The sequence below is a fragment of the Enterobacter sp. MGH 16 genome (assembly GCF_000493175.1).
In the GTDB taxonomy this organism is placed as follows: Bacteria; Pseudomonadota; Gammaproteobacteria; order Enterobacterales; family Enterobacteriaceae; genus Enterobacter; species Enterobacter roggenkampii.
On the sequence record NZ_KI535695.1, the window covers coordinates 2,301,162 to 2,323,874 of the forward strand.

Sequence of the window (22,713 nt, forward strand, 5' to 3'; positions counted from 1 at the left end):
CGCTTCGCTTACCTGACCTACAAAACCGTATTTCGTAGGCCGGGTAAGGCGAAGCCGCCACCCGGCACTAAGAGAAGAGGTATTACACCGCGCGGAACGCGATTTCGCCCGGGATGACTTCGCCCTGCCAGTAAAGCTGCGCCGCAACGCGACCCGCCAGCTGACGATACATCTCTGCAAATTCGCTGTCCGGACGGCTGACGACCGTCGGCTTGCCGCTGTCCAGATCTTCACGCAGGGTAATGTGCAGCGGCATCTGTCCCAGCAGTTGGGTGTGATACTTCGCAGCCAGTTTTTCTGCCCCGCCCGTACCGAAGATAGGTTCATGGTGACCGCAGTTGCTGCAGATGTGCATGCTCATGTTCTCAACGATACCGAGCACCGGCACTTCCACCTTCTCGAACATCACGATGCCTTTTTTGGCGTCGATCAGCGCGATATCCTGCGGAGTCGTCACCACAACGGCACCCGTCACCGGAATGTTCTGCGCCAGCGTGAGCTGGATGTCACCGGTCCCCGGCGGCATGTCCAGCACCAGGTAATCCAGATCCGGCCACATCGTCTCCTGCAGCATCTGCAGCAGCGCTTTGCTGGCCATCGGGCCGCGCCAGACCATGGCGTTATCGTCAGTCACCAGGTAACCGATGGAATTGGTCGCCAGACCGTGCGCCATGATCGGCGCCATGTGGGTGCCGTCCGGTGAGGTTGGACGCTGGTTTTCCGCGCCCAGCATGTTTGGAATAGACGGGCCGTAGATGTCGGCATCCAGAATACCGACCTTTGCCCCTTCCGCTGCCAGCGCCAGCGCCAGGTTTACGGCGGTAGAGGATTTCCCCACCCCGCCCTTGCCCGAGCTGACGGCAATGATGTTTTTCACGCCGTTGACGCCAGGCTGGTTTTTCACGCGCTTCAGCGTGGCGATGCTGTGGCTCAGCTTCCAGTCGATCGCCTTCGCGCCAGTAATGCGCAGCAGCTCGGCGCTGGTCTGCTCTTTCAGCGCGTCAAAGGCGCTGGTCCAGACGAACGGCATCTGCAGCTCAACGTGCAGCGTGTCGTCCAGCCAGGCAACGTGGTGTAACGCTTTCAGCGTAGTGAGATTGTGCTTCAGGGTTGGATGCTGAAAGTTAGCCAGCGTCCCGGCGACCATTGCTCGTAAGGCTTCCGGTGATTTGGCCTGGGATTGAGAACTCATCCCGACTCCTTTGTTCTTGTGAATAAGACCTTAGATGAACAAGTTTACCTGAAAGGCCGTGGTTTGTGCTTACTTAATAATGCCCCTTTTGGTAATATCAAAAACCCTTTTCACAGTTAAAAGAAGTAATGCCTACTATGACTCAAGTCGCGAAGAAAATTCTGGTAACGTGCGCACTGCCGTACGCCAACGGCTCAATCCACCTCGGCCACATGCTGGAGCATATCCAGGCTGATGTCTGGGTCCGTTACCAGCGAATGCGCGGCCACGAGGTTAACTTCATCTGTGCGGACGATGCCCACGGCACGCCGATCATGCTGAAAGCGCAGCAGCTGGGGATCTCCCCGGAGCAGATGATTGCCGAAATGAGTCAGGAGCATCAGACCGATTTTGCTGGCTTTGACATCAGCTATGACAACTATCACTCCACGCACAGCGACGAAAACCGCGAGCTGTCGGAGCTGATCTACACCCGTCTGAAAGAGAACGGTTTTATCAAAAACCGCACCATTTCTCAGCTGTACGATCCGGAGAAAGGCATGTTCCTGCCGGACCGCTTCGTCAAAGGCACCTGTCCGAAATGTAAATCCCCGGACCAGTATGGCGATAACTGCGAAGTGTGCGGCGCGACCTACAGCCCAACCGAGCTTATCGAGCCGAAATCCGTGGTTTCCGGCGCCACGCCTGTGATGCGTGACTCCGAGCACTTCTTCTTTGACCTGCCGTCCTTCAGCGAAATGCTGCAGGCATGGACCCGCAGCGGCGCGCTGCAGGAGCAGGTAGCGAACAAGATGCAGGAGTGGTTCGAATCCGGCCTGCAGCAGTGGGATATCTCCCGCGATGCGCCGTATTTCGGCTTCGAAATCCCGAACGCGCCGGGCAAATACTTCTACGTCTGGCTGGACGCGCCAATCGGCTACATGGGCTCCTTCAAGAACCTGTGCGACAAGCGTGGCGACATCGTCAGCTTCGACGAATACTGGAAGAAAGACTCTACCGCCGAGCTGTACCACTTCATCGGCAAAGACATCGTTTACTTCCACAGCCTGTTCTGGCCGGCCATGCTGGAAGGCAGCAACTTCCGCAAGCCAACCAACCTGTTTGTTCACGGCTACGTGACGGTGAACGGCGCCAAGATGTCCAAGTCCCGCGGGACGTTCATCAAGGCCAGCACCTGGCTGAACCACTTCGACGCGGACAGCCTGCGCTACTACTACACCGCGAAGCTCTCTTCCCGCATCGACGATATCGACCTGAACCTGGAAGATTTCGTGCAGCGCGTAAACGCGGACATCGTGAACAAGGTGGTGAACCTGGCGTCCCGTAACGCGGGCTTTATTGCCAAGCGCTTTGACGGCGTGCTTTCTGCCGAACTGGCCGATCCGGCGCTGTATAAAACCTTCACCGATGCCGCCGCTGCGGTTGGCGAAGCCTGGGAAAGCCGTGAATTCGGTAAAGCGATTCGTGAAATCATGGCGCTGGCCGACGTTGCCAACCGCTATGTGGACGAGCAGGCCCCGTGGGTTGTCGCGAAACAGGAAGGCCGTGACGCCGACCTGCAGGCGATCTGCACCATGGGTCTGAACATGTTCCGCGTGCTGATGACCTGGCTGAAGCCGGTTCTGCCGCAGCTGGCAGCCCGCGCTGAAGCGTTCCTGAACACCGAACTGACCTGGGATGCTATTCAGCAGCCGCTGCTCGGCCACAAGGTGAACACCTTCAAGGCGCTGTACAACCGCATCGAGATGAAGCAGGTTGAAGCCCTGGTAGAAGCATCCAAAGAAGAGGTGAAGGCAGCTGCGGCGCCGGTCACCGGCCCGCTGGCGGACGATCCGATTCAGGAAACCATTACCTTTGACGATTTCGCCAAAGTCGACCTGCGCGTGGCGCTGATCGAGAACGCGGAGTTCGTGGACGGCTCTGACAAGCTGCTGCGCCTGACGCTGGATCTGGGCGGCGAGAAGCGCAACGTCTTCTCCGGCATCCGTTCTGCCTATCCGGATCCGCAGGTGCTGATCGGCCGTCAGACCGTGATGGTCGCCAACCTGGCACCGCGCAAAATGCGCTTCGGCATCTCTGAGGGGATGGTGATGGCCGCAGGCCCTGGCGGGAAAGATATCTTCCTGTTAAGCCCTGACGAAGGCGCGAAGCCTGGCCAGCAGGTGAAATAACAAAAAAGCCGGAGATTATCTCCGGCTTTTTTTTGCCCGGCGGCGCTACGCCTGCACGGGCCTACGGGTTTTGTAGGCCGGGTAAGGCGAAGCCGCCACCCGGCTAAACATCATGCCTTCGGGTGATGCACCCGGTGGGTCAGCCCGCGCAGGAAATTACGCAGGAACTGGTCGCCGCACTCGCGGTAGTTTTTATGATCCGGTGCGCGCATCATGGCGGTCACTTCCGGCACGGATACGCGGAATTTTTGCTCGGTCATGATCGCCACGATATCGTCCGTTTTCAGCGAGAACGCGATACGCAGCTTTTTCAGCACCGTGTTGTTGTTCACCCGACGCTCCAGCGCCAGCTCTGGCGCGGCAGGATCTTTGCCGCGCTTATCGTAAATCAGGCCGTTCAGGAAGCCAGACAGAATGATATCAGGACAGCGGACAAACCCCTCTTCGTCTTCTTTGGTCATCCACGTGTCAAAACTGGCAGACGTGGATTCCATGTCGGACAGCGCAAGAATGCGCACCATGTCGTTATTGTTCGCTTTCAGGGTGTAGCGCAGGCTACGAAGAATATCGTTACTTAGCATAGTGCCTTCGAATGTCGATGATGCAATGGCGCGCAGTGTACCAGCTTTACAGCCCAATCGCCTCTTTCAAACTCTTCAGGTAGCGGCGGCTGACCGGGACGGTTTGCCCGGCGCGCAGCACCAGCTCGGCCTGGCCGTTATCTTCCAGGCGGATCTCCTTCAGATGCGCCATATTCACCAGGTACTGGCGGTGACAGCGAATCAGCGGCGTGCGGCTCTCCAGCGTGCGCAGGGTCAGCTCGGTAAACCCTTCGTTCCCTTCCGCGCTGGTAACAAATACCCCGCTCAGGCGGCTGCTGACAAAGGCCACATCATCCATCTGCAGAAGATAGATCCGGCTGTGCCCGGTGCAGGGAATAAACTTCAGCGGCTGCTGGTTCTCCGCCAGCAGCGTGACGTCCTGCACGGTGCGCTCCTGGCGTAAACGGGTGAGCGTTTTATCCAGACGCTTCTCTTCAATCGGCTTGAGTAAATAATCAAACGCATGCTCCTCAAAGGCCTTAACGGCATATTCGTCGAACGCCGTCAGAAACACGATGTAGGGACGATGTTCCGGGTCAAGCATGCCGACCATCTCCAGCCCGCTGATGCGGGGCATCTGAATGTCGAGGAACAGCACGTCCGGGCGCAGCTTGTGCACCGCGCCGATAGCCTCAATGGCGTTGGCGCATTCCCCCACAATCTCAACATCCGGCTGCTCCTGCAGCAGAACGCGCAGGTTTTCCCGTGCCAGCGGCTCGTCATCCACAATCAGCACTCTTAACATGCGTTTTCCTCCAGCGGCAGTCGTACGGTAATACGGGTAAATCGGTCGGGCTCGCAGGCGACGGTAATGCCATAGTCATCGCCAAAATGGGCGCGCAGGCGTTTATCCACCAGGCTCATCCCTAAACCGCCGGAGGCCGAAGGCTGATAAAGCCCGGCATTATCTTCAATATCCAGCACCAGGTGATGGTTGAATCGGCTGGCGGCAATGGTTATCTCCCCCCTTCCCAGCAGCTGTGATGTACCGTGCTTAATGGCGTTTTCCACAATCGGCTGCAGGGTAAAGGCCGGAAGATGCTGATACGCCAGCTCGTCCGGCACGGAGAGCGACACCTGCAGACGCGACTGGAAACGCGCCTGCTCAATCTGCAGATAGGCATTTACGTGCTCAATCTCATCGGCGAGGGTCACAATCTCCGACGGCCGCTTCAGGTTCTTGCGGAAAAAGGTCGACAGAAACTGCACCAGCTGCGCGGCCTGATCGCTGTCGCGGCGGATCACCGCTTTGAGCGTATTGAGGGCATTAAACAGGAAATGCGGATTGACCTGCGCATGCAGCAGCTTAATCTCCGACTGCGTCAGCAGGGCTTTCTGCCGCTCATACTGCCCGGCGAGGATTTGCGCGGACAGCAGCTGGGCGATCCCCTCCCCCAGCGTGCGGTTGATGGAGCTGAACAGACGGTTTTTCGCCTCATACAGCTTGATGGTGCCCATCACCCGCTGATTCTCGCCGCGCAGCGGAATCACGAGCGTGGAGCCCAGCTTGCACTGGGGATGCAGCGAACAGCGGTAAGGCACTTCGTTACCGTCGGCATACACCACCTCGCCGGTTTCGATGGCGCGCAGCGTATAGGCTGAGGAGATCGGCTTGCCCGGCAGATGGTGATCGTCGCCCGTACCGGTAAAGGCCAGCAGCTTTTCCCGATCGGTTATCGCCACCGCGCCGATATCCAGCTCCTTGTAGAGCACCTGGGCCACCTTCATGCTGTTCTCTTCGTTGAACCCCTGGCGCAGGATCCCTTCCGTCGAGGCGGCAACCTTCAGCGCCGTGGCGGAAAAGGCCGAGGTGTACTTCTCAAACATGGCGCGCTTGTCGAGCAGGATGCGCATAAACAGCGCCGCGCCCACGGTATTGGTCACCATCATCGGAGCGGCAATGCTGCTGACCAGGTGCAGCGCATCCTCAAACGGACGGGCAATCAGCAGAATGATCGCCATCTGCGCCATTTCGGCCACAAAGGTAATGGCACCGGCGGTGAGCGGGCTGAAGACTTTATCCGGGCGACCGCGCTTGATCATATAGCTGTGCACCAGGCCGCCGAGAAGCCCTTCAACGATCGTGGAGATCATACAGCTCAGCGCCGTCATCCCGCCCATGGAATAGCGATGCAGCCCCCCGGTTAAACCGACAAGCCCCCCGACGACGGGACCGCCGAGCAGCCCGCCCATCACCGCGCCGATAGCGCGCGTATTGGCAATAGAGTCTTCGATATGAAGACCAAACCAGGTCCCCATAATGCAGAATATGGAAAATACGACGTAGCAGAGGAATTTGTGCGGCAGACGGACGGTGACCTGCATCAGCGGGATAAACAGGCGCGTTTTGCTCATCAGCCAGGCAATGACCAGAAACACGCACATCTGCTGAAGCAACAGCAGCACCAGGTTAAACTCGTACATACTCAAAACCGCACACGCTAAAAAACGCGTAACATACACGGATGCGGCTCAACTTTCTTTGAAGCATCCCAAAAAAGCGCAAAATCGTGCCCGTTATCACACCTTTTTCAGAATATCGCATACGCTTCGCATTCTTTGTGCAAAAAACAATCAATTCTTCCTGGTTCGGCAAAGTGGGTCTACAGTTAAGCTGGGGACGCGTAAGCCAGGGGGCGAATATGGCGCTTTACACGATCGGTGAAGTGGCACTCCTTTGTGATATCAATCCCGTTACCCTACGGGCGTGGCAGCGACGGTATGGATTACTCAAACCGCAGAGGACCGACGGTGGGCATCGCCTTTTTAATGATGACGATATCGACCGCATTCGCGAAATCAAAAGCTGGATCGACAACGGCGTGCAGGTTGGGAAAGTGAAGTCCCTGCTGAGCCACGACGACCCGGATACGCAACATCTCTGGCGCGAACAACAGGAAACTCTGCTGCGACTCCTGCAGGCGGGCAACCTGCAGCGCCTGCGTGGATGGATAAAAGAGCAGGGTCGCGATTACCCGGCGCAGACGCTGATCTCCCATCTTTTCATTCCACTCCGGCGACGCCTGCAGTGCCAGCAGTCCACCCTGCAGGCGCTGCTCAGCATGCTCGACGGCGTGCTGATCAACTACATTGCCGTCTGCCTTGCCTCAGCGAAGAACAAAGCCGGAAAAGATGCGCTGGTTGTCGGCTGGAACGTACACGATACCACCCGCCTGTGGCTGGAAGCGTGGATTGCCACCCAGAAGGGCTGGCGCGTGGATGTTCTGGCGCACTCGCTGGCGCAGCTCAGACCTGAGTTTTTCGACGGCCAGACCCTGCTGGTCTGGTGTGGCGAAGTGCCGTCCGCCTCGCAGCAACAGCTGCTGACGGAATGGCGTGAGAATGGTTACCCGGTCTATTCCCTTGGTCCGGATGAGCCATAACGGCATTTAATGGTTCATTAACAGCTGCGCTTCACCGTATAATTGTTCCGTTAACAACAGGAGCACATGATGAAGGCAACCAAACTGGCCATTATTACCCTTTTTGTCCTGATGGCCGTAAGCGGTATCGGCGGCGTGATGCTGGCAGGGTACTCGTTTATTGTTCGCGGCGGTGTCGGCTGAGGTACAGCGCCAGCCGCTCAAAAGCGCGATCGACGACGATTGCCGCCAGCGCAACCAGCAGCGCTCCCTGCACAATATACGCCGTATTAAACCCGCTTAAGCCGATAATAATCGGCGTGCCCAGCGTATTAGCGCCGACCGTCGACGCAATGGTCGCCGTCCCAATGTTAATGATGACCGACGTGCGGATCCCGGCAATGATAACCGGTGCCGCTAGCGGCAGTTCAACCTTGCGCAGCCGCTGACCGCGACTCATCCCCATCCCTTCCGCCACGCTCAGCACGGACGCAGGTACCGCCGCGAGGCCCGCCAGCGTGCCCTGCAGCACCGGCAATACGCCGTACAGAATCAGCGCAATGATGGCAGGCTGTTGGCCAAAGCCCATCACCGGCACCGCTATCGCCAGCACCGCCACCGGGGGAAACGTCTGTCCGATGGCCGCAATCGTCTCCACCAGCGGGCGAAACTCCCGGCCCGCGGGCCGCGTGACCGCGATGCCCGCCCCCACGCCCAGCACAACCGCGATGGCGCTTGAGAGCGCCACCAGCCAGAGATGCGCCAGGGCGAGATTAATGAAGCTCTCCTGCTGATACACCGGCCGCGGCAGCCCGGGAAAGAGACCGTTAAACAGCGCCGCGCTGTGGGGCATCAGAAACAGTAAGCCGACAAAGAGCGCTACCAGCCAGAGAAGCGGATCACGCAGTGCCTTCACGCGTCACCTCCCCGGCCAGCAGATCGCGAAAGTGTAAGGTGCCGCACGGCGCGCCCCGGGCATCAGAAACGGGCAATACTTCGCACTGGCGCGCGACAAACGCGGAGAGCGCATCCCGCAGGCTCATCTGCGCCTGCAGCGGTTCGCCGCTCACCGGCGCCGCCTCCCGACGCATATAGTCGCTCACCGTTCGCAGGGAGAGCAGCCTGACGCCCAACTCGCTGCGGCCAAAAAACTCGCGCACAAAGTCATTCTTCGGCCAGGTTAACAGCTCAAGCGGCGAGCCCTGCTGCACCACTTCGCCATGATCCATCAGCACCAGATGGTCGGCCAGGCGCAGAGCTTCATCAATATCGTGCGTCACGAGCACGATCGTGCGTCCAAGAATGCGGTGAATGCGGGTCATCTCCGCCTGCAGCGCCCCGCGCGTGACCGGATCCAGCGCGCCGAAGGGTTCGTCCATCAGCAGCACCTGCGGGTTGGCCGCCAGCGCACGCGCCACGCCCACGCGCTGCTGTTGCCCGCCGGAAAGCTGGTGCGGATAGCGGTCGCGCAGCGCGGGCTCTAGCCCCAGCAGAGCCATCAGCTCATCAACACGTTCGGCGATTTTCGTCCGCGACCATTTCTCCAGCTGCAGCACGGTGGCGATGTTCTGCGCCACCGTCCAGTGCGGAAACAGGCCGATAGACTGTATGGCATAGCCCATCCGACGGCGCAGCTCCAACACCGGCAGGCTGCGGATCTCTTCCCCGGCAAAGCGGATCAGCCCGCTGTCATGCTCCACCAGCCGGTTGATCATCTTCAGGGTGGTGGATTTGCCCGACCCGGAGGTGCCAATCAGCACGGAAAACGCCCCCTCGGCAAAGTTCAGGTTCAGGTGGCTCGCCGCGGGGCGACCGGCAAAGGTTTTACTGACATCATGAAATTCAATCATTGGCTCTTCTCCCGAGCAGCGCGAGCCATAAGGCAAACAGTGCGTCGACGACAACCGCCAGCGCAATCGTGGGCACCACGCCCAATAACACCAGATCCAGGGCACTGCTCAGCAGCCCCTGGAAGACCAGCGCGCCAAAGCCGCCCGCGCCAATCAGCGCCGCAATCACCGCCATGCCGACGGTCTGGACTGCCACCACCCGCAGGCTGCGCAACAGCAGGGGCAGCGCCAGCGGCAGCTGAATTTTCCAGAAACACTGCCGCGCGCTCATTCCCATCGCATGGGCGCTTTCCAGCACGTCAGGTGCGACCTGACCTAAGCCCGCGACCACGCCGCGTACCAGCGGCAGCAGGGCATACAGCACCAGCGCGATAAGCGCGGGCGTTAATCCCGTTCCGGCTATTCCCAGCATTCCCAGCGCCGGAAACGACTTCACCAGCCCGGCCAGCGGCGCAATCAGCAGGCCAAACAGCGCGACGGAAGGAATGGTCTGGATAACATTGAGCACGGTAAAAACCCCGCCCTGGCGTGAAGGATGGCGATAGCACCACATACCAAGGGGGATCCCAACCAGAAGCGCCGGAAAGAGCGTACCGAAGAGGATCGTCAGGTGCTGCGCGAGGGCATCATCAAACACCTCCTGACGGTTGGCGTACTCTTTTAACAGCGAGAGGCTGTTCAGCTCACCGCTGAACAGCAGGAGTAAAGGAATACACCATATCTGCGCATTGAACACCCATCGCCAGACGGCGCTGGGGATGAGTCGACGAATCGCATCGCTGCAGGCCAGCAGGCAGAGCGCCAGCCACAGCCACAGGCCGCTGCCGATAGTGGTTCTCGCCAGCGGACTTTCCGCCGAGGCCATATGCGTCGCCGCCAGCCCGGCGCTCCAGAACAGGAGAATAAACAGCCCTTCAGAGAGAAGCAGCGTCAGCCACTGGGCCAGGCGTCCCTGCCAGAGCGACAGGATCACCCACGCGCCCAGCGCCGCCGCCAGCCACCCCGGCGTAAACGACCAGACCTGCCAGAGCGCTTTTCCCTCCCCCGACATCAGACGGTTTGGGGCAACGTTGACAAACGGTAACGCGACCGCTGCGATGGCCACGCAGGCCAGCAGCAGCAGGACGCGGTTATGACATTTTATTGGCACAGCCTTTTCCCGTTACTTCACAAGCCCTTGTTGTTTCAGGAAGTCTGCGGCCACTTTTTTGGCATCCAGCCCCTCGACGGCAATGCTGGCATTCAGCTGCTGCAGCGTTTTTTCATCCAGCTTTTCGAATACCGGTTTGAGCCATTCTGCAATGTCCGGGTACGCTTTCAGCACCGCCTCACGCACCACCGGGGTCGGCGCATAAATTGGCTGTACGCCTTTTGGATCGGTCAGGGTCTGCAGGCCAAGCGCCGCCACCGGGCCGTCGGTGCCGTAGGCCATGGCCGCGTTAACGCCGGAAGTTTGCTGTGCCGCCGCTTTGATGGTCACCGCGGTATCCCCGCCCGCCAGCGAGAGCAGCTGCGCCTGGTCGAGCTTGAAGTCGTAGGCTTTTTCAAACGCGGGCAGCGCGTCAGGACGCTCGATGAACTCCGCCGACGCCGCAAGCTTAAAGTCGCCCTTCTCTTTCAGGTAGCGGCTGAGATCCGCCAGGGTAGTCAGCTTCCCTTTCTCCGCCACGTCCTTGCGCACGGCGATAGTCCAGGTATTGTTGGCCGGTGCCGGGGTCAGCCAGACCAGTTTGTTCTGTTCCGCGTCGAGTTTTTTGACTTTCTCATACCCGGCTTTGGCGTTTTTCCATGCCGGATCGTTTTCATCTTTGAAGAAGAATGCGCCGTTGCCGGTGTATTCCGGGTAGATATCCAGCTCGCCGGAGGTTATCGCGCCGCGCACGACGGGCGTGGTGCCAAGCTGAACTTTATTGACCGTTTTCACGCCGTGGCTTTCCAGCACCTGCAAGATGATATTGCCGAGCAGCGCGCCTTCGGTATCGATCTTCGAACCCACTTTTACCGGCTCCGCCGCCTGTAACGGCAGGCTCAGCGCCGCCAGTAACACCGCAGATCCCAACATCCCCTTTGCAATCGTCATTCCGCTATCCTCATTTTTTTGCTGCCTTTTTCAGAGGCTTGAGAGAAAAGCGTAGCTTAAAACGGCGGAATTAACCGTCAAAATGCCTTTTTAGCATAAGGTAAGACGCCTCCCCCGCAGGACGGGGGGAGGCAAAGGAGGGAAAGGTTACAGCAGCTCGAACTCGCCTTTATTCACGCGGGCGGAGTCCATGCCGATAAAGACGTTAAATTTGCCCGGTTCCGCATCGTATTTCATCTGCTGGTTCCAGAACTTCAGCGCATCCACGTCGATCGGGAAGCTGATGGTTTTGGTTTCCCCCGGCTTCAGCGTGACCTTCTCGAAGCCGCGCAGCTGTTTCACCGGACGGCTCATCGACGCGGTGACATCCTGCACGTACATCTGGATCACCGTAGCCCCTTCGCGCTTGCCGGTGTTGGTCACCTCAACGCTGGCGGTGACCTTGCCGTCACGCTTCAGGGTCGGCGCCGACATTTTCACGTCGGAGACCTTGAAAGTGGTGTAGCTCAGGCCGTAACCAAACGGATAGAGCGGGCCGTTAGCTTCGTCGAAGTAGCGAGAGGTGTACTTGTTCGGCTTGTCGGCGTTGTACGGGCGACCGGTATTCAGGTGGCTGTAGTAAACCGGGATCTGCCCGACGGAGCGCGGGAAGGACATCGGCAGCTTGCCCGACGGGTTGTAATCGCCAAACAGCACGTCGGCGATGGCGTTACCGCCTTCGGTACCGGCGAACCAGGTTTCCAGAATGGCGTCAGCCTGCTGGTCTTCCTTCACCAGCGCCAGCGGACGACCGTTCATCAGCACCAGCACCAGCGGCTTGCCGGTGGCTTTCAGGGCGGCGATCAGATCGCGCTGGCTCTGTGGAATGGTGATATCGGTACGGCTGGAGGCTTCGTGCGCCATACCCTGCGCTTCACCCACAACCGCAACAACGACGTCAGACTGCTTCGCGGCGTTCACCGCTTCGTCAATCATCTCCTTCGGCGTGCGCGGATCGACCTTCACCGCTTCCTCGTACTGGTTGAGGAAGGTCACGATATCTTTATCGTTGGTGACGTTCGCCCCTTTGGCGTAAACCACTTTGGCGTTTTCACCGACGGCACTCTTGATACCGGTCAGCACGGTCACGGACTGGTCAGCCACGCCCGCCGCAGACCAGCTGCCCATGACGTCGCGCTTGCTGTCGGCCAGCGGACCCACCACGGCAATGGTGCCGGATTTTTTCAGCGGCAGCGTGTCGAGGCGGTTCTTCAGCAGCACCAGGCTTTCGCGCGCGACGTCACGCGCCTCTTTGCTGTGCAGGCGGCTTTCAGCGTTGGTATCTGCCGGGTCGGAGTCTTTCGGACCCAGGTGGCTGTACGGATCGTTAAACAGCCCCATGTCGTATTTCACGTTCAGCACGTGACGGGTGGCATCGTCCAGCTCCGCCATCGTCACCTTGCCGCTCTTCACCAGCCCCGGCAGGTACTTGCTGTAATACTCGTCGCTCATGCTCATGTTGATGCCGGACTTGAGCGCCACGCGCACCGCGTCTTCCGGATCGGAGGCGGTACCGTGTTTGATCAGCTCTTTAATCGCGCCGTGGTCGGAAACGGTGATGCCCTTAAAGCCCCACTGGTCGCGCAGCACGTCTTTCAGCAGCCAGGAATCAGAGGTCGCAGGCGTGCCGTTCAGCGAGTTCAGCGCCACCATCACCGCGCCGCTGCCCGCATCCAGCCCTGCCTTGTACGGCGGCATGTAGTCGTTGAACAGGCGCTGCGGGCTCATGTCGACGGTGTTGTACTCTTTACCGCCCTCCACCGCGCCGTAGGCCGCAAAGTGTTTGACGCTGGTCATCACCGAGTAGCGGTCCGCCGGGCTTTTGCCCTGCATCGCTTCCACCATGGTTTTACCCATCGTGGAGGTTAAATACGTATCTTCACCAAAGCCTTCCGAGCCGCGGCCCCAGCGCGGATCGCGCGAGACGTCCACCATGGGCGCCCAGGTCATGTTCAGGCCGTCGTCCGCCGCTTCATAAGCCGACACGCGCCCGACGGTTTTCACCGCGTCGAGGTTAAAGGAAGACGCTAAGCCGAGGCTGATGGGAAAGACGGTTCGCTGGCCGTGCACCACGTCATAGGCAAAGAACAGGGGAATTTTCAGGCGGCTGAGATTCATCACCTGGTCCTGCATCTTCCGGATATCCTGGCGGGTGACGGTATTAAAGATGGCCCCTACCTGCCCGTCTTTGATCATCTCGCGGATGGCCTCTTTCGGGTTATCCGGGCCGACGCTGATCAGACGCAGCTGGCCGATTTTCTCATCGACCGTCATTTTCTTGAGCAATTCCGTGACAAACGCGTCCCGCGCTTCAGGCGTGAGCGGGTGATTGCCAAACAAATCCTCTGCCAGCGCAGGTTGCAGCGCCAGGCTGACGGCGACACCTACAGAACATAGCCATTTCATGTCGTTTTACTCTCTCATCAATAACCGCCGGACGATCTCGGCCATACCGTGCGAAAAGCGCAGTGTGCCACAAACCCTCCGATCGTTGCAGGGTTATTCTCTGATTTTTCTCGTGAATACTCGACCGCTTAACAGTTAATCGCGCTATGCTTTACAGCGAGAAATTTGCCCCACCACAAGGAGTGGAAGATGTCTTCTGTTCGAACTGACGATAACAAAACCTTTATTAACGAACTGTCGCGCCTGGTTGGCTCCTCTCACCTGCTTACCGACCCGGCTAAAACCGCCCGCTACCGCAAGGGCTTCCGCTCCGGTCAGGGCGAGGCGCTGGCGGTGGTTTTCCCCGGCACGCTGCTGGAGCTGTGGCGCGTCCTGAGCGCCTGCGTCGCCGCCGACAAGATTATTTTAATGCAGGCGGCCAACACCGGCCTGACCGAAGGCTCCACGCCGAACGGCAACGATTACGATCGTGACATCGTGATTATCAGCACCCTGCGCCTCGACAAGCTGCACCTGTTGGATAAAGGCGAGCAGGTGCTCGCGTTCCCGGGCACCACGCTTTACTCCCTCGAAAAAGCGCTTAAGCCGCTGGGCCGCGAACCGCACTCGGTGATCGGCTCCTCCTGCATTGGCGCCTCGGTGGTCGGTGGGATCTGCAATAACTCTGGCGGCTCGCTGGTGCAGCGCGGCCCCGCCTATACCGAGATGTCCCTGTTTGCCCGTATTGACGAAAACGGCAAGCTGACGCTGGTGAACCACCTGGGAATCGATCTCGGCGTCACGCCAGAACAGATCCTCAGCAAGCTCGACGACGATCGCGTGAAGGATGAAGACGTTCAGCACGACGGTCGCCATGCGCACGATCATGACTACGTGACCCGCGTGCGGGATATCAATGCCGATACGCCGGCGCGCTACAACGCCGACCCGGATCGCCTGTTTGAATCCTCCGGCTGCGCGGGCAAGCTGGCCGTTTTTGCGGTACGTCTGGACACCTTCCCGGCCGAGAAAAAGCAGCAGGTATTCTACATCGGCACCAACCAGCCTGAGGTTCTGACGGAGATCCGCCGTCATATTCTGGGCGAATTCACCCATCTGCCGGTGGCGGGCGAATACATGCACCGGGACATTTACGACATCGCCGAGCGCTACGGCAAAGACACGTTCCTGATGATCGACAAGCTCGGCACCGACAAAATGCCGTTCTTCTTCACCATGAAGGGCCGTACCGACGCGATGCTGGAGAAAGTGTCGCTGTTCAAACCCCACTTCACCGACCGCTTTATGCAGAAGCTGGGCAACGTTTTCCCGGCGCATCTGCCGGAGAGGATGAAAACCTGGCGCGACAGGTACGAACATCACCTGCTGCTGAAAATGGCCGGAGACGGAATTGCCGAAGCGCAGAGCTGGCTGACCGAATTCTTTAAAACGGCCGAAGGGGATTTCTTTGCCTGTACGCCTGAAGAGGGCAGCAAAGCCTTCCTGCACCGCTTTGCCGCCGCAGGGGCCGCCATCCGATATCAGGCGGTACATTCCGAAGAGGTGGAAGATATTCTGGCGCTCGATATCGCCCTGCGGCGTAACGACACCGAGTGGTTTGAACACCTGCCGCCGGAAATCGACAGCAAGCTGGTGCACAAGCTCTATTACGGCCACTTTATGTGCTATGTCTTCCATCAGGATTACATCGTCAAGAAAGGGGTCGATGCACACGAACTGAAGGAGCAGATGCTCGCCCTTCTGCGTGAACGCGGCGCACAATATCCTGCGGAACACAACGTCGGACATCTTTATAAAGCCCCTGACGCACTTAAGCAGTTTTATCGCGAGAATGACCCTACAAACAGCATGAATCCCGGCATCGGTAAAACAACGCGGAAGAAATACTGGAAAGAGAGCGCAGACGCGGAGCGGCACATAACGCAAACGTCTGATTAATTCCTACAGCCAAATTTGAGAGATTGTTAAGCGCTCCTTAATCGTAATAGAGTAATCGCTTATCGCCGGAGAAACGTTTCTCCGGCCTTCGATAAGAGGAGCAGGCACATCATGTCGGCTATTGATGTTTTATCCGAGACCGAGCTGGAAGTGCGCGACGCCCGTCCCGATGATGTGCATGCCATTGCCGCGATCTATGCCTGGCATGTGCTTCACGGGCGCGCGTCATTTGAAGAAGTCCCCCCGACTATTGACGAAATGCGTCATCGCATGAAAAGCGTGGCGGAGAACGGTTTACCGTGGCTTATCGCGCTGTACCGCGGCATTGTGGTGGGCTACTGCTATGCCACCCCTTACCGACCGCGACACGCCTACCGCTATACCCTGGAAGAGTCGATTTACGTGGATGCCAGCATCACCGGGCGCGGTTTTGGCACGGCACTGATGGATGCGCTGATCGCACGCTGCGAGCAAGGGCCGTGGCGGCAGATGATTGCCGTGGTAGGAGATGGCAATAACAATGCCGGCTCGTTACGTCTGCATAAAAAACATGGCTTCGTGATTGTCGGTCAGCTGCGCAGCGTAGGCTATAAGAAAGGCGACTGGCGGGATACGGTGATTATGCAGCGCCCGCTCAACGATGGTGACTGGACGCTGCCGGAATAAACGCAAAACGGTAACCTGGGTTACCGTTTTTAGTGTTTGTAGGCCGGGTAAGGCAAAGCCGCCACCCGGCGCTGACAGACGGCTCAGTCGTTCTGCGCCGTCGCCATCTGCTCCGCTTTCTGCTTTTTATACGTCAATGCCGCGGCCGGGACAGGCTGCACTTTTCCTGTTTCAATCCAGGTACGCAGGCGGCTCGCATCCGCGAAGTGCGTGTATTTGCCGAAGGCATCCATCACTACCAGCGCCACCGGCTTACCGTTAAATACGGTGCGCATCACCAGACAGTGTCCGGCCGCGTTGGTAAAGCCGGTTTTGGTTAGCTGAATATTCCAGTTATCCCGGTATACCAGATGGTTAGTATTGCGGAACGGCAGCGTATAGGCCGGGTTCGCAAAGGTCGCCATCTCTTCACGGGTGGTACTGAGCTGACCAATCAGCGGGTACTGTTTGCTGGCAATCAGCAGTTTCGTCAGATCGCGCGCCGTGGAGACGTTGTTGATCGACAGCCCCGTCGGTTCCACATAGTGCGTATTGTTCATCCCCAGCGCTTTGGCTTTCGCGTTCATCGCGCGGATAAACGCGTCGTAGCCGCCCGGATAGTGGTGCGCCAGGCTCGCCGCCGCGCGGTTTTCAGACGACATCAGCGCCAGCAGCAGCATATTTTTACGGCTGATCTCACTGTTCAGCCGCACGCGGGAGTAGATCCCTTTCATCTCCGGCGTGTGGCTAATATCCACTTTCAGTTTTTCGTCCAGCGGCAGATGGGCATCAAGCACCACCATCGCGGTCATTAATTTGGTAATTGAGGCGATCGGTCGCACCAGGTCCGGATGGCTGGCGTAAATCACCTTATTGGTGTTGAGATCGACAATCATCGCGCTGCCGGACGCAATTTGCGGCTGAGCAGCAGCGGTGGTCACCGCGGGCGTTTTGGCGACGGCCGGTACGACTGCGGACGCACCCAGCAACAGAGCCAGGCTAAGTAAAGAGACTCGGAATTTCAGCATGGTGAGACTTCTGATAATTATTCACGCACGTTATGACGTACACCGCCTGGGTTGTTAGATAAACACAGGCTGGCCTCGGCATCATAGCCGTCAGCGGGCGTTGTCGCCAGAGGATAATCGTGAACGGATGCTGCATTGCTGGCATTTACGCCAGCAATGCAGTGAACTCAGAAGAGACGGTATCCATAACCCCAAAGAATCACCGTCAGCGCCAGGAGCGCCTCCAGCACCAGCACCCCGATGGCGAGCGTTGAGCTCGAGAAGCTCAGCCCCTCTTCTTTATTGATATTCAGAAAGGTAGGAATCCCCAGATACAGCAGATAACCGGTGTAAAAGAGGGCAATGGTACCGATCAGCGCGCACAGCCAGACCAGTGGATAGAGCGCAACAATACCGCTTAAGAACAGCGGGGTCGCGACATACCCGGCAAAGACCATACAGTGCGCCAGCGATGGACGCTGCGGATAGTTACGCGCCATCCAGTGTATGACGCGCCCCATGACCGCCACCCCCGCCAGCATCAGGCCATAAAAGATGATGGCAAGATAGAGTCCGGTAAACCAGGAAAGCTGAACCACGGTGCCGTCACCGAAGTTCCAGCCGATTTGTGTCGTTCCGATAAAAGCGCATATTACCGGCACCGCGGCCATCAGCAGCACGTGGTGCGTGTAATGATGCGAGACCGTTTCGTTCTCACTTTTAATGACATGCATTTCACGATCGGGATGGGAGAAAAGTCCCCAGACATGGTTCATAGCGCCCCCTTGTTGTCGGCCCGTCAGCGATACCTTAAGTATAATGCAGGCTTTAGATTATTTTATGTACAGTGGGAAATTTCCGTTGATTTCCCCGCCGTTGATTCAAGGGGTATATGATTAAACGAGGCACGCAGAGGGAGAAAACCGTTACGTAATGGATATTAACGCACTCATTGAGCAATATGGCTATGCCGCGCTGGTCATCGGCAGCGTGGCAGAAGGTGAAACCATCACGCTGTTAGGGGGCGTCGCCGCGCATCAGGGGTTACTGAAGTTCCCGCTGGTCGTTGCCGCGGTCGCGCTGGGCGGGATGATAGGCGATCAGCTGCTCTACTTTCTGGGGCTGCGCTTTGGGCCCACGCTGCTCAAGCGTTTCGCAAAGCATCAGAAGAAAATCCGCCGCGCTCAGCGGCTCATTCAACGTCATCCCTACCTGTTCGTTATTGGCACGCGCTTTATGTATGGCTTTCGCATTATCGGGCCGATACTGATTGGCGCCAGCCATCTGCCGCCCAAAATTTTTCTGCCGCTCAATATTGTGGGCGCGATTGCCTGGGCGCTGATCTTTACGACGCTCGGTTATGTAGGGGGCGAAGTGATTGCGCCCTGGCTGCATAATCTCGACCAGCACCTGAAGCACTGGGCGTGGTTGATTCTGGTGGTCGTGGCGGTGATTGCGGTGCGACTGTGGCTGAAGCATCGGGAAAAGACGCGGGATGAGGAGTGAGTGCGGCCTGATGCCCTCACCCTAACCCTCTCCCACAGGGAGAGGGAACTAAAAATACCCTCTCTCACAGGGAGAGGGGAATCTATCCCTCCGGCTTAAACTGCGGGTTCGCCAGCATAAAGCCCCCGTCGACGATAAACGATTGCCCTGTTGTATAGCTGGCGTCGCTGTCGCACAGCCACGCCACCAGGCTGGCAATCTCTTTCGTGTGGCCCGGCCTGGCCAGCGGAATTTCCGGCATGGAGCCTTCCTTCACTTCGCTGTCGTCCATGTCGTTCATCGGCGTGGCAATCGCACCCGGCGCGACGGCGTTCACCAGAATGTTGTGCTTCACCAACTCCATCGCCATGGATTTGGTTAAGCCGCCGAGCGCGTGTTTTGCCGCCGTGTAGGCACTCGCTTGCGGCAGAGGCGTGTGTTCATGCACCGAGGTGATGTTCACAATCCGCCCCCCTTCCCCCTGCTTCACCATCTGCCTTGCGGCTATCTGTGAACAGAGAAACGCACCGTCCACGTCGACGGTGAAAATATTCCGCCAGTCGTCAAACGGCATCTCGAGGAACGGCGCTTTGGTCATCGCCCCTGCATTATTGACCAGCACGTCCAGCCGGCCAAAGCGCGCAATCAGCGTCTCTATGGCCTCAGCGCCTTCCGGCAGGGTGCTTAAATCAAGGTGGACAGCCTCCGCGCGCTGCCCCTGCGCTTCGACTTCACGGCAGGTTTCCAGCGCCCCTTTCTCATCCGAGTGCCAGGTGACGCCAATATCAAACCCGCGCTCTGCCAGCATCAGGGCCGTGGTTTTACCGATCCCGGAATCCGATGCGGTCACAATCGCTACTCTGGTCATACTCACCTCCTGAAAAACTGCAAAGAGGTAAGTATAGTTAATGACCTTTTTTAGCCATGATGATAGCCACCGCCCAGCGCGGAGGTCAGCTGCAGCGTGGCGTCCACATACTGCCCCTTCAGCAGCAATCCTTCGAGGTGCTCTTTAAGGGCCGGTATTCTGGCTTCACTGACCCGGGAGCCCGCAACGATCCCCGCGCTGAAACGCGCCTGCGCCAGCGCCACAACCCGTGCCGCATCTTTTTCAACCTGCTGCTGGTGGCTGTTTTTCGCTATGAGCGTTTCGACTTCACTGGCCGTGTGTGCCACCTGATTAACGGCCTCTACCACCGTTTTGTTGTAGTTGGCTACTGAAAGGTTGTTCTGCGCCTGAGCGATATCCAGCCCGGCGTTAAGCCTGCCGCTGTCGAAAATCGGCAGCGTCAGCCCGGCGGTCACGCCCATCTGCTGCGCGGACGAACGGAACAGATCGCTCAGATGGAGGGCATCCTGCTGTAAGAACGCCATCAGGTTCACGTCAGGATAAAACGCCGCTCGGGCGGCCTCCACTTCGCTCATGGAGGCTTCGATATACCAGTGCGCCTCCTGCAGATCCGGACGGCGTGCCAGCAGTTCATAGCCGAGCGTCGACGGTAGCGAGGCTTCCACCGTTGGCAAAGCGTGCCGCGTCAGCTTCACAGAGGAGGCGTTCGTCAGCGCGACCAGGCGCGCCTCAATGGCTTTCATTTTCCCGTTGACTTCGGCCAGCTGCTCTTCGGTTTTGCTGGCGTTGATATCCGTTTCAACGCCCTCCACGGAGGAGGTGATCCCGTGTTGATACAGCTCGCGATCGGCACCGATAATATTGTCCTGCTCATGTTTAATCTGCGCGAGGACCTCCCCCACGGCGGCCTGCGTTTGCCACTCCCAGTAGAGCCGCGCCACGCTGCTGGCCAGCAGCTGACGGGTCTGCTCCAGCTCCGCTTTTTGCGCATTCACTTTGCCAATCCGGGCTTCGACCTGCGCGCGATTTTTTCCCCACAGATCGAGATCCCAGCCTGCCGTCAGGCCAAAGGTGCCGTTGGTGTACCACGGCCCGGTTGTCCCTGCCGCCGGGTCGGTAATGGCAAAGGGCCCCATCAGCCCCTCGGCGGACATTTTCTGACGTTCGGCATCCGCTGAAAAATCAATCTGCGGACCGTCGGCAGCCATAGCCGCTTTGGCCTGGGCTTCCGCAAGCGTAATTCGCTGACGGGCAATCTGCATATCCGGCGCATCGCTTAATGCTTTCGCAATAAGCCCGTTAAGTTCCGGATCGTTATATGCTTTCCACCACTCATTTTTCGGCCAGTCCTGATGATTCAGAACCGTATTCACCGACGCCGCCGTGGTTTGCGTTTTAATGGGAGATACCGTGGCATGTTCAGGCGCACAGGCAGCCAGAATAAAAACGAAGGGAGCACTCAGAGATAAAATAAGAGAACGTTTCATGACGCCATAAACTCAAAAAATAAAGGCGCAAATTACGCTTTATTCTCTTTATTTTTTTAGTAATGCGTGGCAATGCGTAAATTGTCATAGATTTAAATATACGGAAAAATATTCACCAGAATTATTATTTAAATTGAATTATGCAAATAAAAAATAATCAACCCGACAGTGTGAACATCCCCTGTCAGGTTGATCGCTTTATTAAACTTTCAGCGAAGCGCCTTTTGTCGCAATAACCTCTTTATACCAGTAGAAACTTTTCTTACGGCTGCGCGCCAGCGTGCCTTTCCCGCTGTCATCGCGATCGACGTAAATAAAGCCGTAGCGCTTAGAGAGTTCAGCTTTTGATGCGCTTACCAGATCGATGGGCCCCCAGCTGGTGTAGCCCATCACCTCAACGCCGTCTTCAATGGCTTCACGCACCTGCACCAGATGGTCGTTAAGGTAGCTGATGCGGTAGTCGTCCTTCACCACGCCGTCTGCGTCCGGTTTATCCTTCGCCCCGAGGCCATTTTCCACGATAAACAGCGGCTTCTGATAGCGATCCCAGAGCACGTTTAGCAGAGTACGCAGGCCGATGGGGTCAATCTGCCAGCCCCATTCGGAACTGGCCAGATGCGGGTTTGGCACCATGCTCAGGATGTTGCCGCGCGCCTGCTGGTTGAGGGCTTCATCCGCGGTGACGCAGCCCGTCATGTAGTAGCTGAAGGAGATAAAATCGACGGTAGATTTCAGCGCCTCGCGGTCGGCGTCAGTGACCTCTAGCTGAATGCCGTTGTCGCGGAAGAAGCGCTGCATATAGCCCGGGTAGGCGCCACGGCACTGCACGTCGCCAAAGAATTGCCACGCGCGGTTTTCCTGCAGCGTCTCCAGAACATCTTCCGGCTTGCAGGTCAGCGGATACATCAGGCCGCCCAGCAGCATGTTGCCGATTCTGGCATCCGGGATAATCTCATGGCAGGCCTTCACCGCCAGCGCGCTGGCCACCAGCTGGTGGTGGATCGCCTGGTACACCTCCCCTTTGCTGCTGGTTTCCGGCAGACCGACGCCGGTCATCGGCGCGTGCAGAGACATATTGATCTCGTTGAAGGTCAGCCACAGCTTGACCTTCTCTTTGTAGCGCGCAAACACGGTACGGGCATAGCGCTCAAAGAAGCCGATAGTCTGACGGCTGCCCCACCCGCCGTACTGCTTCACCAGCCCCCACGGCATTTCATAGTGCGACAGCGTCACCAGCGGCGTGATGTTGTGCGCGGCCAGCTCGTCAAACAACCGGTCGTAAAACGCCAGCCCCGCCTCGTTCGGCTGCTGCTCGTCACCGTTCGGAAAAATGCGGGTCCAGGCAATGGAGACGCGCAGGCAGCTAAAGCCCATCTCGGCGAACAGCTTGATGTCTTCCGGGTAGCGATGATAGAAGTCGATGGCGACATCCTTGATGCCGCTGTCCCCAGGGACGCGCTCAACTACCGGGCCGAAGACACCCTGCGGCTGAACGTCAGAGGTGGACAGCCCTTTCCCCTCCTCCAGATACGCACCCTCTACCTGATTCGCGGCAACCGCGCCACCCCATAAAAAATCGTCCGGGAAAGTTTTCATCAC

At 58.2% G+C, this 22,713-nt stretch carries 20 protein-coding genes; 6 read left to right on the forward strand and 14 right to left on the reverse strand.

Features of this window, described 5'->3' with window-relative positions:
* Positions 1-82: 82 nt before the first annotated feature.
* On the reverse strand, positions 83-1,192 hold the full coding sequence (gene apbC, locus L362_RS11960) for an iron-sulfur cluster carrier protein ApbC (RefSeq protein ID WP_008500889.1): 1,110 nt from the start codon (positions 1,190-1,192) through the stop codon (positions 83-85).
* A 137-nt stretch (positions 1,193-1,329) separates the two neighbouring features.
* Here apbC and metG point away from each other — a divergent pair, with 137 nt between their 5' ends.
* Positions 1,330-3,363: a methionine--tRNA ligase gene (gene metG, locus L362_RS11955; protein ID WP_023344532.1), complete on the forward strand. Its 2,034-nt coding sequence runs from the start codon at positions 1,330-1,332 to the stop codon at positions 3,361-3,363.
* A gap of 110 nt (positions 3,364-3,473) precedes the next feature.
* Here the strand turns inward: metG and L362_RS11950 are convergent, their stop codons facing one another.
* The 3 genes from L362_RS11950 to L362_RS11940 are packed head-to-tail and all read right to left on the reverse strand — an operon-like array spanning position 3,474 to position 6,389.
* On the reverse strand, positions 3,474-3,944 hold the full coding sequence (locus L362_RS11950; RefSeq protein ID WP_008500891.1) for a YehS family protein: 471 nt from the start codon (positions 3,942-3,944) through the stop codon (positions 3,474-3,476).
* Positions 3,945-3,990: 46 nt separating this feature from the next.
* A complete protein-coding gene (gene btsR, locus L362_RS11945; protein WP_023344533.1) occupies positions 3,991-4,710 on the reverse strand; it encodes a two-component system response regulator BtsR in 720 nt (239 codons plus the stop codon).
* The gene (locus L362_RS11940) at positions 4,704-6,389 is read right to left on the reverse strand and encodes a sensor histidine kinase (protein ID WP_032637810.1); all 1,686 of its coding nucleotides are present in this window, start codon (positions 6,387-6,389) and stop codon (positions 4,704-4,706) included. Before L362_RS11940 ends, btsR begins: the two co-directional genes overlap by 7 nt.
* 218 nt (positions 6,390-6,607) lie before the next feature.
* Here L362_RS11940 and mlrA point away from each other — a divergent pair, with 218 nt between their 5' ends.
* Both mlrA and L362_RS24415 read left to right on the forward strand, forming a co-directional pair.
* On the forward strand, positions 6,608-7,348 hold the full coding sequence (gene mlrA / locus L362_RS11935; RefSeq protein WP_008500894.1) for an HTH-type transcriptional regulator MlrA: 741 nt from the start codon (positions 6,608-6,610) through the stop codon (positions 7,346-7,348).
* Positions 7,349-7,417: 69 nt separating this feature from the next.
* Positions 7,418-7,531, forward strand: a complete 114-nt coding sequence (locus L362_RS24415) for a protein YohO (protein ID WP_008500895.1) — start codon at positions 7,418-7,420, stop codon at positions 7,529-7,531.
* On the opposite strand, the gene L362_RS11930 is transcribed toward L362_RS24415, so the two are convergent.
* From L362_RS11930 to bglX, 5 genes are all read right to left on the reverse strand, one after another.
* Positions 7,506-8,243: an ABC transporter permease gene (locus tag L362_RS11930; protein ID WP_023344535.1), complete on the reverse strand. Its 738-nt coding sequence runs from the start codon at positions 8,241-8,243 to the stop codon at positions 7,506-7,508. The two genes, L362_RS24415 and L362_RS11930, sit on opposite strands and share 26 nt — an antisense overlap.
* Positions 8,227-9,177 carry an ABC transporter ATP-binding protein gene (locus L362_RS11925; protein ID WP_008500897.1) on the reverse strand — a complete coding sequence of 317 codons (951 nt, stop codon included), beginning with the start codon at positions 9,175-9,177 and terminating at the stop codon, positions 8,227-8,229. The genes L362_RS11930 and L362_RS11925 overlap by 17 nt, the downstream gene beginning before the upstream one ends.
* Positions 9,170-10,327 carry an ABC transporter permease gene (locus tag L362_RS11920; RefSeq protein ID WP_023344536.1) on the reverse strand — a complete coding sequence of 386 codons (1,158 nt, stop codon included), beginning with the start codon at positions 10,325-10,327 and terminating at the stop codon, positions 9,170-9,172. Before L362_RS11920 ends, L362_RS11925 begins: the two co-directional genes overlap by 8 nt.
* A gap of 12 nt (positions 10,328-10,339) precedes the next feature.
* Positions 10,340-11,257, reverse strand: coding sequence for a glycine betaine ABC transporter substrate-binding protein OsmF (locus L362_RS11915; protein WP_021241490.1), 918 nt, complete (start codon positions 11,255-11,257; stop codon positions 10,340-10,342).
* A 147-nt stretch (positions 11,258-11,404) separates the two neighbouring features.
* Positions 11,405-13,702 (reverse strand): beta-glucosidase BglX, encoded by a 2,298-nt coding sequence (bglX, locus tag L362_RS11910; protein ID WP_023344537.1) that lies wholly within the window; start codon positions 13,700-13,702, stop codon positions 11,405-11,407.
* 189 nt (positions 13,703-13,891) lie between these two features.
* On the opposite strand from bglX, the gene dld reads away from it, so the two are divergent.
* Positions 13,892-15,640: a D-lactate dehydrogenase gene (dld, locus tag L362_RS11905; RefSeq protein WP_023344538.1), complete on the forward strand. Its 1,749-nt coding sequence runs from the start codon at positions 13,892-13,894 to the stop codon at positions 15,638-15,640.
* 111 nt (positions 15,641-15,751) lie between these two features.
* A complete protein-coding gene (locus tag L362_RS11900; protein WP_008500902.1) occupies positions 15,752-16,306 on the forward strand; it encodes a GNAT family N-acetyltransferase in 555 nt (184 codons plus the stop codon).
* Between the two features lie 83 nt (positions 16,307-16,389).
* On the opposite strand, the gene pbpG is transcribed toward L362_RS11900, so the two are convergent.
* The gene (gene pbpG / locus L362_RS11895; protein ID WP_023293820.1) at positions 16,390-17,313 is read right to left on the reverse strand and encodes a D-alanyl-D-alanine endopeptidase; all 924 of its coding nucleotides are present in this window, start codon (positions 17,311-17,313) and stop codon (positions 16,390-16,392) included.
* Positions 17,314-17,480: 167 nt separating this feature from the next.
* Positions 17,481-18,068 (reverse strand): Yip1 family protein, encoded by a 588-nt coding sequence (locus tag L362_RS11890; protein ID WP_023344539.1) that lies wholly within the window; start codon positions 18,066-18,068, stop codon positions 17,481-17,483.
* Between the two features lie 157 nt (positions 18,069-18,225).
* Here L362_RS11890 and L362_RS11885 point away from each other — a divergent pair, with 157 nt between their 5' ends.
* Complete coding sequence (locus L362_RS11885) at positions 18,226-18,798, forward strand: DedA family protein (protein ID WP_008500905.1); 573 nt, start codon at positions 18,226-18,228, stop codon at positions 18,796-18,798.
* An 82-nt stretch (positions 18,799-18,880) separates the two neighbouring features.
* Here L362_RS11885 and L362_RS11880 read toward each other — a convergent pair whose 3' ends face one another.
* The 3 genes from L362_RS11880 to L362_RS11870 form a co-directional block, all read right to left on the reverse strand.
* On the reverse strand, positions 18,881-19,645 hold the full coding sequence (locus L362_RS11880; RefSeq protein WP_008500906.1) for an SDR family oxidoreductase: 765 nt from the start codon (positions 19,643-19,645) through the stop codon (positions 18,881-18,883).
* Between the two features lie 50 nt (positions 19,646-19,695).
* Positions 19,696-21,114, reverse strand: a complete 1,419-nt coding sequence (gene mdtQ / locus L362_RS11875) for a multidrug resistance outer membrane protein MdtQ (RefSeq protein ID WP_023344540.1) — start codon at positions 21,112-21,114, stop codon at positions 19,696-19,698.
* A 201-nt stretch (positions 21,115-21,315) separates the two neighbouring features.
* Positions 21,316-22,710 (reverse strand): glycoside hydrolase family 1 protein, encoded by a 1,395-nt coding sequence (locus L362_RS11870; RefSeq protein ID WP_023344541.1) that lies wholly within the window; start codon positions 22,708-22,710, stop codon positions 21,316-21,318.
* Positions 22,711-22,713: the final 3 nt, after the last annotated feature.